The organism is Streptomyces sp. NPDC043952 (genome assembly GCF_056435325.1).
In genome coordinates this window covers 50,751-66,919 of sequence record NZ_JBWKES010000015.1, presented here as the reverse complement: position 1 = coordinate 66,919, position 16,169 = coordinate 50,751, and the positions used below count along the sequence as shown (strand labels likewise).

Below are 16,169 nucleotides of genomic sequence, written 5' to 3'. Positions count from 1 at the left end.
GTTGAGTGGTCATGCCGCCCGGAATCTCTACCGACGGGTAAGCCCTAGGCTCGAACCATGCGCCGAGCAAAGATCGTTTGTACATTGGGGCCCGCCACCGACTCGTACGACCAGATCAAGGCACTGGTCGGGGCCGGAATGGACGTCGCCCGCCTCAACCTCAGCCACGGCACCCGCGCCGAACACGAGGAGCGTTACCAGCGCGTGCGCGAGGCTGCCGACGAAACCGGCCGCAGTGTCGGAATCCTCGCCGACCTTCAAGGTCCGAAGATCCGCCTCGGCCGGTTCGCCGAAGGACCGGTACTCCTTGAACGGGGCGATGAATTCACCATTACCGTCGAAGAGGGCGTCGAGGGCGACCGCCACCACTGCGGCACCACGTACGCGGGGCTCGCCGGAGATGTCGCCCCCGGTGAGCGCGTCCTGGTGGACGACGGCCGGGTCTGCCTGGAGGTCACCGCCGTCGACGGCCCCCGCGTGCGCACCCGCGTGGTCGAGGGCGGCATGGTCTCCGACCACAAGGGCCTCAACCTGCCCGGCGTCGCCGTCTCCGTGCCCGCCCTGTCCGAGAAGGACGAGGAGGACCTGCGCTGGGCGCTGCACACCGGCGTCGACATCATCGCCCTGTCCTTCGTGCGCGGCGGCGACGACGTCCGGGTGGTGCACCGCATCATGGCCGAGGAGGGCCGCCGCCTCCCGGTGATCGCCAAGATCGAGAAGCCGCAGGCGGTCGCCAACCTGGACGACATCGTGGCCGCCTTCGACGGACTGATGGTCGCGCGCGGCGACCTCGGGGTGGAAATGCCCCTGGAGCAGGTGCCGATCGTCCAGAAGCGGGCCATCAAGCTCGCCCGGCGCAACGCCAAGCCGGTCATCGTCGCCACCCAGATGCTCGACTCCATGGTCGACAACTCCCGGCCCACCCGCGCCGAGGCATCCGACGTGGCCAACGCGGTCCTCGACGGCACCGACGCGGTGATGCTCTCCGGCGAGACCAGTGTCGGCAAGTACCCGGTGGAGACCGTGCGCACCATGGCGAAGATCGTCATGGCGGCCGAGGAGGACATGCTGGCCAAGGGTCTGCCGACGCTGACCGAGCGGAACAAGCCGCGCACCCAGGGCGGCGCGGTCGCCCGCGCGGCCGCCGAGATGGGCGACTTCCTCGGCGCCAAGTTCCTGGTGGCCTTCACCCAGTCCGGGGACACCGCCCGCCGGCTCTCCCGCTACCGCCCGCCGATCCCGCTGCTCGCCTTCACCCCCGAGCCGGCCACCCGCTCCCAGCTCAGCCTCACCTGGGGCGCCGAGACCTTCCTCGGCCCGCACGTGGACTCCACGGACGCCATGGTCGACCAGGTGGACGAGCTGCTGCTGCGGTACGGCCGCTGCGAGAAGGGCGACATCGTGGTGATCACGGCCGGCTCCCCGCCCGGCGTCTCCGGCTCCACCAACATGGTCCGCGTCCACCGCATCGGCGAGGACGACCCGGAGGCGTAGCAGCCCGGCACACGAAAAGGGCCCCTTTGCCGAAGGGGCCCGCACAAACCTGTGAATCAAGAAAACCGGTGACCTTGGAAACCAAGGAAAAAGTGCCCCGGGTCGGACTCGAACCGACACTGTACGGGTTTTGAATCCGTTGCCTGCTGCCAATTGGGCTACCGGGGCTCGCAGAATCCAAGGTTTCCCCCGACCCTCCGCGCGTCCACCATACCGTAGCTAGGTAGGCTCTTGTCAGCAGTACCCCTGCACCGAACGAGGAGCCCCCGTGACCGCCGAGTCGCCCCAGCCCGTAGACGCGCCCGACGACGACAAGTCGCACGTGCCTCCGCTGACGACCCGTGTCGTCATCGCCGAGGACGAGGCCCTGATCCGGCTCGACCTCAAGGAGATGCTGGAGGAGGAGGGCTACACCGTCGTCGGTGAGGCCGGCGACGGCGAACAGGCGGTCGAGCTGGCCCGCGAGCACCGGCCGGACCTGGTCATCCTGGACGTGAAGATGCCCAAGCTGGACGGCATCTCCGCGGCCGAGAAGATCGCCGAGGAGTCCATCGCCCCGGTCCTGATGCTCACCGCCTTCTCCCAGCGCGACCTGGTCGAGCGGGCGCGGGACGCCGGCGCGATGGCGTACCTGGTCAAGCCGTTCAGCAAGAGCGACGTGGTGCCGGCGATCGAGATGGCCGTCTCCCGCTTCACCGAGCTGAAGCAGCTGGAGCAGGAGGTCGCCGACCTCACCCTGCGCCTGGAGACCCGCAAGCTGGTCGACCGCGCCAAGTCCATCCTCCAGACCGAGTACGGCCTGACCGAGCCGGCCGCCTTCCGCTGGATCCAGAAGACCTCCATGGACCGCCGCATGTCGATGCAGCAGGTCGCCGAGGCCGTGATCACGGACAACGAGGAGAAGAAGGCCGCGAAGAAGGGCTGAGCGCCCGCGGTACGGCGATGCCCGCGACCCCTCGCCGGGGGGTCGCGGGCATCGCCGTACGCGCAGGGCGTCAGTCCTCGCCCAGATACGCCTTGCGGACCGACTCGTCGTGCAGCAGGTCCTGTCCGGTGCCGGACAGCACGATCGAGCCGACCTCCATCACATGGCCCTGGTCGGCGAGCGAGAGCGCCGCCTGGGCGTTCTGCTCGACCAGCAGGATGGTGGTGCCCTGGGACTTCAGCTCGGCGATCGTCGCCAGGATCTTCTGCATCATGATCGGCGACAGGCCCATGGACGGCTCGTCCAGCATCAGCAGCTTCGGCCGGGACATCAGCGCCCTGCCCATGGCCAGCATCTGCTGCTCGCCGCCCGACAGGGTGCCCGCGGCCTGCTTGCGCCGCTCGCCCAGGATCGGGAAGAGGTCGTAGGCGCGCTGGATGTCCTGCTCGATGCCGTCCTTGTCCTTGCGCAGGAAGGCACCGAGCTGGAGGTTCTCCGCGATGCTCAGGCGCGGGAAGATGTGCCGGCCCTCGGGGGAGTGGGCGAGCCCCAGGGCGACGATCTTGTGCGCCGGGACGCCGGTGAGCGGCTTGCCGTCGAACAGGATCCTGCCGCCGACCGGCTTGAGCAGCCCGGACAGGGTGCGCAGGGTGGTCGTCTTGCCGGCGCCGTTGGTGCCGATGAGGGTCACGACCTGGCCGGCCTCGACGCTGAACGAGATGCCCTTGACGGCCTCGATCTTGCCGTAGGCGACCCTGAGGTCCTCGACCTCCAGCAGTGCGGTCACTGGGTCTCTCCCTCTGTGCTGTCGGCGGCCCCCGCCGCCTCACCCTCGACGGCCCCGGCCCCCGCCGCCTCACCCTCGGCCGTTTTGCCTGCGGCGGCTGCGGTCGCGGCCGTTTTGCCTGCGGTGGTCCCGGTTCCGGCGGTCTTGCCCTCGGCCGTCTGGCCTGCGGCGGTCTCGGCCTCGGCCGTCCCGGCCGGGGCCGCTCCGGCCTCCGCCGCCTCGATCTCCGCGGCCTCCGCGGCGCCCGGATCGCCCTCGAAGGGCTCGCCCAGGTAGGCGGCGATGACCCGCTCGTCGGCCTGGACGACCTCGGAGGTGCCCTCGATCAGCTTCTCGCCCTGCACGAGCACGGCGACGCGGTCGCACAGGTTGAAGATGAACCGCATGTCGTGCTCGATGACGAGGACGGCGATGCCCATGTCCCGGATGGCGAAGACCAGTTCCTCGGTGGCGCGGGTCTCCTGCGGGTTCATGCCGGCCGTCGGCTCGTCCAGGAGCAGCAGGCCCGGCTCGCTGGCCAGCGCCCGCGCGATCTCCAGCTTGCGCTGCTCGCCGTAGGGCAGATTGCGCGCCAGGTGCTCGCGCTTGCCGGCCAGACCGACGAACTCCAGGAGTTCCAGGGCCCGCGCCTCGGACTCGCGTTCGGCCTTGCGGAAGCCGGGGCCGCGCAGCAGCGCCGACCACAGGCCTTCCCTGGTCCGCGTGTGGCGGCCCACGAGGACGTTCTCCAGCACGGTCATGTTGGCGAAGAGGCGGATGTTCTGGAAGGTACGGGCGATGCCCGCCTGCGTCACCAGGTGCGGCTTGGGCGGCAGCACCTTGCCCTGGTAGGCGACGGTGCCCTCGGTCGGGACGTACAGGCCGGTGAGGCAGTTGAAGAAGGTGGTCTTGCCGGCGCCGTTCGGCCCGATCAGGCCGACGATCTCGCCGCTGTTCACCGTGAAGTCCACGGACCGTACGGCGGTCAGGCCGCCGAACCGCATGGTCACGTCACGGGCTTCGAGTACAGGTGTCGTCATGGTTCCTTACGCCCCTGCCTTGGTGACGGCCGCGTCCTCGGACAGCGTCGTCTGTGCCGGTACGTCGAGCTGGCCGGTCTCGTGGAACTCCAGCTTGCGGCGCCGGTCGGCGATGACGCCCTCCGGCCTGAACCGCATGAGCAGGATCAGCGCGACACCGAAGGTGAGCAGCTCGTAGTTCTGCATGAACTGGAGCTTCTCCGGGATGAGGTACAGCAGGCTGGCGCCGAGCAGCGGGCCGCTGACGGTGCCCATGCCGCCGAGGACGACGGCGGCCAGCAGGAAGGCCGAGTTGGGCGGCGCGGCCCCGGCGAACTGGTACGGCTGCGGGTTGACGCTGTAGTTCACATGCGCCATCACGGTGCCGGCCAGGCCCGCCAGGGAGGCGCCGAGCGCGAAGGCGATCAGCTTGGCCCGGAAGCCGTTGATGCCCATGGCAGTCGCGGCGGTCTCGTCCTCGCGGATGGCGATCCAGGAGCGGCCGATACGGGAGTCGGCGGCGCGGGTGAAGACGAGCACCACGATGGCCGTGATGATCAGCATCAGGAACAGGTAGTTGGCGAACCGGCCGAGGGTGAACGAGCCGAGAGTGTGGGCGTCGCCCAGGTTGAACCCGAAGAGTTTGATGTCGGGGATCTGGGTGATGCCGTTGGGGCCGCGGGTGATGTCCGGACCGGAGTCGCCGTCCAGGTTGTTGACGGCGATGCGGAATATCTCTCCGAAGCCGAGCGTCACGATGGCCAGGTAGTCACCGCGCAGCCGCAGGGTCGGCGCGCCGATCAGGACGCCGAAGACCAGCGAGGCGGCCATGCCGGTGAGGGCGGCGGCCCAGAAGGGGAACTGGGCGTGGATGGGGGAGTACTCGGAGCCGGAGACCAGGGCGGCCGCGTAGGCGCCGACGCCGAGGAAGGCGACATAGCCGAGGTCGAGCAGTCCGGTGAGGCCGACGACGATGTTCAGGCCGAGCGCGACGGTGGCGAAGATGAGGATGTTCACGCCGATGTTGGCGTTGTGGTCGTCGCTCTGGGTGAACGGGAAGATCACGGCGGCCACGAACGCCAGGCAGGCCGCGAAGCCCTTGTGGCGGGTGGACATGGTCGCGTACCGGTCGAGGAGCCCGGCGTGCACCAGGCCCCAGGCGGCGAAAGCGCAGATCAGCAGGAAGCCGATGAAGGTCTCGCTGTCGTCGTCGTTGATGCCGATGCCGTAGGTGAAGACCACCAGGCCGAGGGCGGTGCCGACGGTGACGACGGCGCGCTCGGCGAGCGGCGACAGGGTGCCGGGGCGGGGCTGTTCGGGCTTGGTCAGGTAGCCCTTGAGGCCGGTGCCCGGAGCCGGGTGGGGCAGGGCGAGCGCGCCGAGGACGCAGAGCGCGGAGGCCACCATCGCGACGTACGCGCCGGGATCGAGGTTGACCAGGCCGCCGAGGTCGACGGCGATGGCGATGCCGGTGAACCAGCAGACGGTGAACGCCGACAGGCTGGTGAGCAGCACCGGGCTGGTGGCGCCCGACGGGTTGAGCCAGCCGAGGCCCTTGACCCGCCACACGGCGAGTACGTGCAGCAGGGTGAGCGCGGCGGCGACCAGGGCCAGGATCTGGAGGCCGGCGGGGTAGCCGTAGATGGTCAGGTTGCCGGGGAAGTCGGGCGTCCAGGTCCAGCTCATGAAGGCGCTGGCGATGGTGCCGGCGGCGCCGGCGGCGATGAGCGGCCGGGCCACCGCGGGCGGGAGCGGCAGGGGGCCGCGCGCTGCCGGGGTCTGGAGGGTGGTGTCGGTCATGGTGCTCACGCCCTGTCCGCGACGCGTTCGCCGAGCAGGCCCTGTGGCCTGATGAGGAGTACGAGGATGAGGAGGACGAAGGCCCACACCGGCGCCCAGCCCTGGCCGCCGAGCTGGTGCATACCGGGGATGTTGGCGATGTAGGCGGTGGCCATGGCTTCGGCGAGGCCGAGGACGAGACCGCCGAGCATGGCGCCGTAGATGTTGCCGATGCCGCCGAGGACGGCCGCGGTGAACGCCTTGAGGCCGGCGAGGAAGCCCATCTGGTAGTCGACGGCGCCGTACTTGAGGCCGTACGCCGTGCCCGCGACCGCCGCGAACAGGCCGCCGATGGCGAACGCGATCACGATGATGCGGTTGGTGTCGATGCCCATCAGCTGGGCGGTGTCCGGGTCCTGCGCGGTGGCCTGCATGGCGCGGCCGGTGCGCGAGAGCCGGACGAAGAAGGCGAGGACCGCCATGCACACCGGGGCGGCGATGATCAGGAAGAGGTCGCCGCTCTGCACGGTGACCGAGCCCAGGTGGTAGGGCCCGAACGGCAGTTGGGGGAAGACGCGGGCGGACTTGGCGTTCGGGTACAGGTTGAAGACGAGCTGCTGGAGCGCGAGCGAGAGACCGATGGCCGTGATGAGCGGCGCCAGGCGTGGCGCGCCGCGCAGGGGCCGGTAGGCGAAGCGTTCGGCGCCGACGGCGATGAGTACGGCGACCAGGGCGCCGCCGACGAGCATCGCCGGCAGGGCTATCCACATGGATATGCCGTGCGGCAGGACGAGATACACCGTGAGGGCGCCGAAGCCTCCCGTCATGAAGATCTCGCCGTGAGCGAAGTTGATGAGCTGGACGATGCCGTACACCATCGTGTACCCGATGGCGATCAGGCCGTACATCGAGCCGAGGAACAGCCCGTTGGCCAGCTGCTGCGGCAGGGTGTTCACCGCATGGCCTCCATGTGGTGGGGAGAGTCAAGAGGGCGGTAGAAGGCGGGCCGCGCGGTGACGGTGGTCAGTGCCGCGCGGCCCTGGTGTCGCGGTGTGTGCCGCGGGCTACTTGGGGTTGGCGACGCCGCTCTTGACGGCCTTCCACGCGCCGTTGACGACCTGGTAGACGGTCAGCTGCTTGTTCGTGGTGTCACCGAACTCGTCGAAGGAGATCTTGCCGGAGATGCCCTCGAAGGAGTTGTGCTGCACGGCGTCGACGACCTTGGCGCGGGCGTCGTCCGGGATCTTGCCGTCCTTCACGACCTGGCCGACGGCCTTGATGATCGCGGTGGTGGCGTCGTAGGAGTACGAGCCGTAGGTGCCGTAGTCACCGGGGTACTTCTTGGCCTTGTAGGTGGCCACGAAGTCCTTGGCGGCGGGCAGGGTGTCGACCGGGACGCCGATGGAGGTCGCGAGGTCGCCCTCGGCGTCCTTGCCGGCGGTCTTGATGTAGGTCGGGGTAAACATGCCGTCGCCGCCGAACAGCGGGATCTTGGCGCCGGCGTCCTTGAGCTGCTTGGTCAGCACCTGGGACTCGTCGTACTGGCCGCCGTAGTACAGGATGTCGGCGCCGGAGCTCTTGATCTTGGTGACGAGGGTGGAGAAGTCGCGGTCGCCCACGCTGACGTGGTCGGTGCCGATGACCTTGCCGCCCTGCTTGGCGAACTGCTCCTTGAAGATCTTGGTGAGGCCGGCGCCGTAGGTCTGCTTGTCGTCGACGACGAACGCCTTCTTCTTGTGCAGCCCGTTGAAGGCGTAGTCCGCCGCGAACGCGCCCTGGAGGGCGTCGGTGGTCGCGGTGCGGAAGTAGGTCTTGAACGGACGGACCTTCTTGGTCTGCCAGTTCTTGCCCTGCGTCAGCTCGGGGGAGGTGTTGGACGGCGAGATCTCCACCAGGTTGGCGGTGTCCAGGACCTGCTGCATCTGGGTGGCCACACCGGAGTTGAGCGGGCCGACCACACCGAGGACGTCCTTCTCGGCGACCAGCTGGGTGGCGTTCTGCTGGCCGGTGGCCGGGATCGCCTTGTCGTCCAGGGCCTTGACCTTGAAGGTCACGCCGGGCACCGTCTTGTTCTTGTTCGCGTCGTCGACCGCTATCTGCGCGCCGTACTGGATGCCGAGGCCGGTCGCGGAGTTCTGGCCGGTCAGCGGCGCGTCCACGCCGATGGTGACCGTCACGTTGCCGCTGTCGCCGCCCTTGCTGTCGTTGTTGCGGGAGCCGCAGGCGGTGAGAGTCAGAGCCCCGGTCGTCAGAACGGAGGCGAGAATCACCAGAGAACGCTGTCGCACAATCGATCCTTTCCGCAGGCATGGGCGGTCCCTGGAACGGGGACGGCGTAGAGCCGCGTTGGTACCGAACTCCCGTTGGAGCGGTGACTGGCCGTGACTCTAAGCCCGCTATGGAGACCTGGGCAGCGCCGTGGGCTTCCTTGTGACTTTCTTGTTATGACGGCGTGGACGGGAAAGTTCCGCCGGGGATGCTCTCGGCTGGTTTGGCGGAATTTCCCCGAGGTCCACATTTTGAGAATGCGCACTTCCGGTTGGCCCTCGCGCCGAGGTCGCGGCCCGGCGGGCCCCGCGCTCCCAGGGCGCCCGGCGAAGATCACCCACGGGCGCGGCTCCGCGGCGGAGGCGGAAGGGGCTTATTGCGCACATGTTACGCAGCGTTACGCCGGAAAATAAAGGTGCGGTATACAGCAATTTCGGGCGGCCGGGCGCCGGTTCATCCACCCGGTCTCACGGACCGTCGAGGGGGCGTCTCGGCCGGACGCGATAATTCCACTTTTCCGTACGCGGGGTGACGTCGGGATGGCGCGGTATCGGAGACAAAAAGGCCCGGTCGCACCCCTTTTGGGAAGTGGACCGGGCTTTTGCTGAGGAACCGTCAGACCGCCGCGGGCGCCTGCTCGCCGTTTTGCGCGCCGAGGTCGCGGAGCATGCAGGTCAGTCGCGCGCTGCACACCCGGCGGCCCTGCTCGTCGCTGATGACGACCTCGTACGTCGCCGTCGACCGGCCCCGGTGCACGGGCGTGGCCACACCGGTCACCAGACCCGAGCGGACCCCGCGGTGATGCGTGCAGTTGAGGTCCACGCCGACCGCGACCTTGGTGCTGCCGCCGTGCAGCATCGCGCCGACCGAGCCCAGCGTCTCCGCGAGCACCGCCGAGGCGCCGCCGTGCAGCAGGCCGTACGGCTGCGTGTTGCCCTCCACCGGCATCGTCCCGACGACCTTGTCGGCGGACGCCTCCAGGACCTGGACGCCCATCCGGGTGCCGAGGTCGCCGGCCGAGAACAGGGCGGGCAGGTCCACGCCGAGCGCCGCGTACTCCTCGATGACCTCCTGCGGGAATCGCACCTGCTGCTGCTCGCCCATGGGCCGGCTCCGTTCGTCGTACACCTGTCTAAACCTGAGCGGACGCTCAGTCGGTCGCCGATTGTTCCAGACGGCCTTCCACGTGCGCCTCCAGGCGTACGATCACCGACTTGCTGGCTGGCGTGTTGCTGGTGTCGGCCGTCGCGTCCAGCGGTACCAGGACATTGGTCTCCGGGTAGTAGGCGGCCGCGCAGCCGCGGGCCGTCGGGTAGAGCACCACCCGGAAGCCGGGCGCCCGCCGCTCCACGCCGTCCCGCCACTCGCTCACCAGATCCACATACGCTCCCTCGGCGAACCCGAGCGCCCGCGCGTCCTCGGCGTTCACCAGCACCACCCGGCGGCCGCCCGTGATGCCCCGGTAGCGGTCGTCCAGGCCGTAGATCGTGGTGTTGTACTGGTCGTGCGAGCGCAGCGTCTGCAACAGCAGCCGCCCCGCGGGCAGTTCGGGGTACTCCACCGGCGCCGCCGTGAAGTTCGCCTTGCCGGTGGCGGTCGGGAAGCGGCGCTCGTCGCGCGGCGCGTGCGGCAGCGCGAAACCGCCGGGCCGGGCCACCCGCGCGTTGAAGTCCGCGAACCCCGGCACCACCCGCGCGATGCGGTCGCGGACGGCCGCGTAGTCCTTCTCGAACTCCTCCCACGGCACGACGCTGCGCTCCCCGAGCACCGCGCGCGCCATCCGGCACACGATCGCCGGCTCGGACAGCAGCCGCGCGCTCGCGGGCGCCAGCCGGCCGCGCGAGGCGTGCACCATGCCCATGGAGTCCTCGACGGTCACGAACTGCTCGCCGCTCGCCTGCACATCGCGCTCGGTGCGGCCCAGGGTGGGCAGGATCAGCGCCCGCGCGCCGGTGACCGTGTGCGAGCGGTTCAGCTTGGTCGACACATGCACCGTCAGGCGCGCCCGCCGCATCGCCGCCTCGGTCACCTCGGTGTCGGGGGACGCGGAGACGAAGTTGCCGCCCATGGCGAAGAACACCTTCGCCTCGCCGTCGCGCAGCGCGCGGATCGCCCGTACGACGTCGAAGCCGTGCTCCCGCGGGGGCGCGAACCCGAACTCCCGCTCCAGCGCGTCAAGGAAGGCGGGCGCGGGGCGCTCGAAGATGCCCATCGTGCGGTCGCCCTGCACGTTCGAATGGCCGCGCACCGGACACACGCCCGCGCCCGGCCGGCCGATGTTGCCGCGCAGCAGCAGGAAGTTGACGACCTCGCGGATCGTCGGCACGGAGTGCTTGTGCTGGGTCAGACCCATCGCCCAGCACACGATGGTCCGCTCGGAGGCGAGCACCAGCTCCAGCGCCCGCTCGATCTCCGCGCGGCCCAGACCGGTCGCGGCCAGCGTCTGCTCCCAGTCGGCGGACCGCGCGGTCTTGGCGAACTCCTCGAATCCATGCGTGTGTTCCCGCACGAACTCCTCGTCGACCGCGCCCTCCGTCTCCAGGATCAGCTTGTTCAGAAGACGGAAGAGCGCCTGGTCGCCGCCGATGCGGATCTGGAGGAACAGATCGGTGAGGGCGGCGCCCTTGAGCATGCCCTGCGGGGTCTGCGGGTTCTTGAACCGCTCCAGGCCGGCCTCGGGCAGCGGGTTGACGCTGATGATCTTCGCGCCGTTCGCCTTGGCCTTCTCCAGCGCGGACAGCATCCGGGGGTGGTTCGTGCCCGGATTCTGGCCCGCCACGATGATCAGATCGGCCTGGTACAGGTCCTCCAGGAGGACGCTGCCCTTGCCGATGCCGATGGTCTCCGTGAGCGCCGAGCCCGACGACTCGTGGCACATGTTGGAGCAGTCCGGCAGGTTGTTCGTGCCCAGCTCGCGCGCGAACAGCTGGTACAGGAACGCCGCCTCGTTGCTGGTGCGGCCCGAGGTGTAGAAGACGGCCTCGTCCGGGGAGGCGAGCGCGGCGATCTCCTCGGCGATGATGCCGAAGGCGCGCTCCCAGGTGACCGGCTCGTAATGCGCCGCCCCTTCGGGGAGGTACATGGGATGGGTGAGCCGGCCCTGCTGGCCCAGCCAGTACCCGCTCCTGGTCGCCAGGTCGGCGACGGAGTGCGCGGCGAAGAACTCCGGGGTGACCCGGCGCAGGGTGGCCTCCTCGGCCACCGCCTTCGCGCCGTTCTCACAGAACTCCGCGGTGTGCCGGTGCTCCGGTTCCGGCCAGGCGCAGCCGGGGCAGTCGAAGCCGTCCTTCTGGTTCACCCGCAGCAGCGTCAGCGCGGTGCGCTTGACCCCCATCTGCCGCTGCGCGATCCGCAGGGTGTGCCCGATGGCCGGCAACCCCGCCGCCGCGTGCTTCGGCTCCGCGACCTGCGGCGCGTCCTGCACCGGATCACCCTTCGGCGGCTTCGTCGCCATCGCACGCTCCCCTTCGACTGCGTCCACCACGTACGGGCCCGATCCTCCCACGGGGCACTGACATCGGGAACGGCCGGTTCCAGGGGACGACGAGGGGCGGGCCGATGGGGAGGGCGGGGCAGTTTCAGTGGGGGTGACGGGGGCGAGGGGGACGGTGGGGCAGCGGTGGCGGGGCCGGCGGGGAGGGCGGTCGGCGGTGTCGGTGGTCGGCTTGCCCGGAGGGGAGGGCGGTCGGTGGTGTCGGTGGTCGGCTTGCCCGGAGGGGAGGGCGGTCGGCGGTGTCGGTGGTCGGCTTGCCCGGAGGGGGCTGAGGGCGGTGCGCCGCGACGGCGCCGCCCGCGCCCCGCTCGCCGCGGCTTCCGCTGCCTGAGGCTGCCCGGCGCGGGTGGGTTCTCCGCCGGGGGCGATCAGGACGGGTTGGTGTTCCCCGGCATGGCCGAGGGTCGGCGGGCTTCGCGTTCGGTGGGGGTGGCAAATGACCGGGGTACGGTCCGACGCGGCAGCGAGTGAGGCGAGACGGCGCCCCGCCGCGATGGACGCGGCAGCGAGCGAGGCGCGACGGCGCCCGCCGCGATGGCGGTGACCGGCGGCAAGGCTCGCCCTCGCCCGTCCGCTCTGTCCGGCGAGCCGCCCTGGGGCCCGCGGGGGCGCGCTCGCTATGGCCTTCCACGAGGCTGTATCCGGCGAAGGTCTGCCCGCCGCCGCCTCCTGTCCGCCCGGTGGCCTTCCGTCATCGTCCCTCCCGTCGTCGCCCCTCTGCCCAGCCGCCCCCTGCGGAGCTGACCGGCGGGACCCGACGAGGGCTTGCTCGCTGTCGTGCCACTGGTGGGCCGACGGCCTCTGGTTTATTCGCTGCGAGGCGATCAAGCGTGAGGACGCCGACCGGCTGGCTTGGCCGGGGCTCTCTTCCGCCGCGACGGCGTCCTGCCGCGACGCGGCACTCGGCGAGGGGCTGCCCGCTGTGGTGCCCCTGCCCGCCCGGTGGCCCCCGGCCGTCGCCCCCGCGCCCGGCCAACCCTCCGCAGCGCCGGCCGACGGGACCCGGTGAGGGGTCTACCCGCCGTCGGCCCCTCTTCGCCCAGTGGCCTTCCGTGGGGCCCTTGGCCGCCCGGTTGCCCTCCGTCGTCGTCCCCCGGCCCGGCCGGCCCCCGCCGGAGGCGACCCGTAGATGCCGGAAAAGCGGGTCCCGTCGTCTTCGGCGGTCCGGTCGCCGGAGGCACGCGCGGTCCGGAGTGTCAGTGGGGCGTGGCAGGATCGGTGGCGTGGCAGAGACAGCATCGAAGAAGACCGACAAGACCCCCGGCGGCGACCGTCCCCGGCTGATGCTCATGGACGGGCACTCGCTGGCCTACCGCGCGTTCTTCGCGCTGCCCGCGGAGAACTTCACCACCGCGACGGGCCAGCCGACGAACGCGATCTACGGTTTCGCGTCGATGCTGGCCAACACCCTGCGTGACGAGGCGCCCACCCACTTCGCCGTGGCCTTCGACGTCTCCCGCAAGACCTGGCGCTCCGAGCGCTTCACCGAGTACAAGGCGAACCGCTCCAAGAGCCCCGACGAGTTCAAGGGCCAGGTCGAGCTGATCGGCGAACTCCTGGACGCGATGCACGCGCCGCGCTTCGCCGTCGAGGGCTTCGAGGCCGACGACATCATCGCCACCCTCGCCACCCAGGCCGAGGCCGAGGGCTTCGACGTACTGATCGTCACCGGCGACCGCGACTCCTTCCAGCTGGTCAGCGAGCACACCACCGTGCTCTACCCGACCAAGGGCGTCTCCGAGCTGACCCGGTTCACCCCGGAGAAGGTTTTCGAGAAGTACGGCTTGACGCCCGCCCAGTACCCCGACTTCGCCGCCCTGCGCGGCGACCCGTCCGACAACCTCCCCGGCATCCCCGGCGTCGGCGAGAAGACCGCCGCGAAGTGGATCAACCAGTTCGGCTCCTTCGCCGAGCTGGTCGAGCGCGCCGAGGAGGTCAAGGGCAAGGCGGGCCAGAACCTCCGCGACCACCTGGAATCGGTCAAGCTCAACCGCGTCCTCACCGAGCTGGAGCGCCAGGTCGAGCTGCCGAAGTCGGTCACCGACCTGGAGCGCGCGCCGTACGACCGCAAGGGCGTCGCGATGATCCTGGACACCCTGGAGATCCGCAACCCGTCCCTGCGCGAGCGCCTCTTCGCCGTCGACCCCGGCGCCGAGGAGGCCGACACCACCCCGGTCACCGCCGAGGGCGTCGAGATCGACGGCACCGTCCTGCGCACCGGCGAGCTCGCCCCCTGGCTCGCCGAACACGGCACGCGGCCCCTGGGCGTCGCCACCGTCGACACCTGGGCGCTGGGCACCGGCTCGGTCGCCGAGGTCGCCCTGGCGGCGGCCGGGGGAGCGGCCGCCTGGTTCGACCCCGCGGAACTGGACGAGGCCGACGAGAACGCGTTCGCGGCCTGGCTGGCGGACGCCGAGCGCCCCAAGGTGTTCCACAACGCCAAGGGCGCCATGCGCGTCTTCGCCGAGCACGGCTGGCGCATCGAGGGCGTGCGCATGGACACCGCGCTCGCCGCCTACCTGGTCAAGCCCGGCCGGCGCTCCTTCGACCTGGACGCGCTGTCCCTGGAGTACCTGCACCGCGAGCTGGCCCCCGCCGCCGCGGCCGACGGCCAGCTGGCCTTCGGCACGGACGAGGCCGCCGAGGCCGAGGCCCTGATGATCCAGGCCCGCGCCGTCCTGGACCTCGGCGAGGCGTTCGAAGGCCGCCTGGAGGAGGTCGGCGCCGCCGATCTGCTGCGCGACATGGAGCTGCCCACCTCCGCCCTGCTCGCCCGCATGGAGCGGCACGGCATCGCCGCGGACCGCGCGCACCTGGACGCGATGGAGCAGATGTTCGCCGGTGCGGTGCAGCAGGCCGTGAAGGAGGCGCACGCGGCCGCGGGCCACGAGTTCAACCTGGGCTCGCCCAAGCAACTCCAGGAGGTCCTCTTCGGCGAGCTGGCCCTGCCCAAGACCAAGAAGACCAAGACCGGCTACACCACGGACGCCGACGCCCTGGCCTGGCTCGCCACCCAGACGGACAACGAGCTGCCGGTGATCATGCTCCGCCACCGCGAGCAGGCCAAGCTCCGCGTCACCGTGGAGGGCCTGGTCAAGACCATCGCGGGCGACGGCCGTATCCACACCACCTTCAACCAGACGGTGGCCGCGACCGGCCGGCTGTCCTCCACGGACCCGAACCTCCAGAACATCCCGGTGCGCACCGACGAGGGCCGGGCGATCCGCCGCGGCTTCGTCGTCGGCGAGGGCTTCGAGTCCCTGATGACCGCCGACTACAGCCAGATCGAGCTGCGCGTGATGGCGCACCTCTCCGAGGACGAGGGCCTGATCAGGGCGTTCACCTCCGGCGAGGACCTGCACACCACGGCCGCCGCCCAGGTCTTCGGCGTCGAGCCGGCCGCGGTGGACGCGGAGATGCGCCGTAAGATCAAGGCGATGTCGTACGGCCTGGCGTACGGCCTGTCCGCGTTCGGCCTCTCGCAGCAGCTGAACATCGAGGCGGCGGAGTCCCGCGCCCTGATGGACGCGTACTTCGAGCGCTTCGGCGGCGTCCGCGACTATCTGCGCCGCGCCGTGGACGAGGCCCGCGCCACGGGCTACACGGCGACCGTCTTCGGCCGCCGCCGCTATCTGCCCGACCTCAACAGCGACAACCGCCAGCGCCGCGAGGCCGCCGAGCGGATGGCCCTCAACGCGCCCATCCAGGGCACGGCGGCGGACATCGTCAAGATCGCCATGCTCAAGGTGGACTCCGCCCTGCGGGCCGCGGACCTGAAGTCCCGGATGCTCCTCCAGGTGCACGACGAAATCGTCCTGGAGATCGCCCCCGGCGAACGCGCCCGCGTCGAGGAACTCGTCCGCCACGAGATGTCCAGCGCCGTGACCCTCAAGGCCCCCCTGGACGTCTCGGTCGGCGTCGGCCCGGACTGGGAGTCGGCGGCGCACTAGCCCGCGCCGCACCCGGTACACACCTGTGAGGGGGTGGCCGTATTCCGACGGAATACGGCCACCCCCTGCGGCCTGCGGCCCGCGCAACCCGGAATCCCCCATTCCGCGCCGGCACCACAAAGACGGCTCAACCCCCGGCGGGACCGTCACTCACGTGGCCCCCGCCAAAACGCCCCCCGCCCTCCGCAGCCGCAACACTGCGGGCATGGGTATACGCATGCTTCACCGCCGGACGCCCGAGGCAGTCAGCCGGGTCTGGGCGGACACCGCCTCGGCGCAGGCACTGCCCGCCTCGCCGGTCCCGGCCCTCGCGGCCGACGCAAGCACCGCCCGCATCCCCGCCGACCCCGCCACGGGGGTGGGGGGGGGGGGGAGGGGGGGGGGGCGCGGGGTCAAGGACCGCGCCGCCCGGAACGGCACCGCCGCCCCGAGCGTCTGAACGCCCGAATGGCGCCCGGGGGCGGGACTGGTGCGC

The 16,169-nt window shown here is 70.6% G+C and carries 10 protein-coding genes and 1 tRNA gene; 3 read left to right on the top strand and 8 right to left on the bottom strand.

Translation table 11 applies throughout. The features are described 5' to 3' along the window. The first annotated feature begins 57 nt into the window (after window positions 1-57). Window positions 58-1,494: a pyruvate kinase gene (pyk, locus tag AC069R_RS18970; RefSeq protein WP_478767964.1), complete on the top strand. Its 1,437-nt coding sequence runs from the start codon at window positions 58-60 to the stop codon at window positions 1,492-1,494. Window positions 1,495-1,587: 93 nt separating this feature from the next. Here the strand turns inward: pyk and AC069R_RS18965 are convergent. Continuing rightward, window positions 1,588-1,662: transfer RNA gene (locus AC069R_RS18965), tRNA-Leu, on the bottom strand. Between the two features lie 100 nt (window positions 1,663-1,762). Between AC069R_RS18965 and AC069R_RS18960 the strand changes: the two genes are divergently transcribed. Beyond that, entirely contained in the window at window positions 1,763-2,419 is a 657-nt protein-coding gene (locus AC069R_RS18960) for an ANTAR domain-containing response regulator (protein ID WP_471059577.1), read from the top strand. A gap of 70 nt (window positions 2,420-2,489) precedes the next feature. Here AC069R_RS18960 and AC069R_RS18955 read toward each other — a convergent pair whose 3' ends face one another. The 7 genes from AC069R_RS18955 to AC069R_RS18925 all read right to left on the bottom strand — a co-directional run bounded on the left by AC069R_RS18955 (window position 2,490) and on the right by AC069R_RS18925 (window position 11,705). Beyond that, on the bottom strand, window positions 2,490-3,206 hold the full coding sequence (locus AC069R_RS18955; RefSeq protein WP_478767963.1) for an ABC transporter ATP-binding protein: 717 nt from the start codon (window positions 3,204-3,206) through the stop codon (window positions 2,490-2,492). Further along, window positions 3,203-4,225 carry an ABC transporter ATP-binding protein gene (locus tag AC069R_RS18950; protein ID WP_478767962.1) on the bottom strand — a complete coding sequence of 341 codons (1,023 nt, stop codon included), beginning with the start codon at window positions 4,223-4,225 and terminating at the stop codon, window positions 3,203-3,205. The genes AC069R_RS18955 and AC069R_RS18950 overlap by 4 nt, the downstream gene beginning before the upstream one ends. 6 nt (window positions 4,226-4,231) lie before the next feature. Beyond that, window positions 4,232-6,004 (bottom strand): branched-chain amino acid ABC transporter permease, encoded by a 1,773-nt coding sequence (locus tag AC069R_RS18945; RefSeq protein ID WP_478768074.1) that lies wholly within the window; start codon window positions 6,002-6,004, stop codon window positions 4,232-4,234. Between the two features lie 5 nt (window positions 6,005-6,009). Beyond that, window positions 6,010-6,939 carry a branched-chain amino acid ABC transporter permease gene (locus tag AC069R_RS18940; protein WP_478767961.1) on the bottom strand — a complete coding sequence of 310 codons (930 nt, stop codon included), beginning with the start codon at window positions 6,937-6,939 and terminating at the stop codon, window positions 6,010-6,012. A gap of 108 nt (window positions 6,940-7,047) precedes the next feature. Next, window positions 7,048-8,271 (bottom strand): branched-chain amino acid ABC transporter substrate-binding protein, encoded by a 1,224-nt coding sequence (locus tag AC069R_RS18935; protein ID WP_478767959.1) that lies wholly within the window; start codon window positions 8,269-8,271, stop codon window positions 7,048-7,050. Between the two features lie 595 nt (window positions 8,272-8,866). Then, the gene (locus tag AC069R_RS18930) at window positions 8,867-9,355 is read right to left on the bottom strand and encodes a hotdog fold thioesterase (protein WP_478767957.1); all 489 of its coding nucleotides are present in this window, start codon (window positions 9,353-9,355) and stop codon (window positions 8,867-8,869) included. A 46-nt stretch (window positions 9,356-9,401) separates the two neighbouring features. Continuing rightward, complete coding sequence (locus AC069R_RS18925; RefSeq protein WP_478767956.1) at window positions 9,402-11,705, bottom strand: FdhF/YdeP family oxidoreductase; 2,304 nt, start codon at window positions 11,703-11,705, stop codon at window positions 9,402-9,404. Window positions 11,706-12,967: 1,262 nt separating this feature from the next. On the opposite strand from AC069R_RS18925, the gene polA reads away from it, so the two are divergent. After that, the gene (gene polA, locus AC069R_RS18920; RefSeq protein WP_478767955.1) at window positions 12,968-15,694 is read left to right on the top strand and encodes a DNA polymerase I; all 2,727 of its coding nucleotides are present in this window, start codon (window positions 12,968-12,970) and stop codon (window positions 15,692-15,694) included. The last annotated feature ends 475 nt before the right edge of the window (window positions 15,695-16,169 follow it).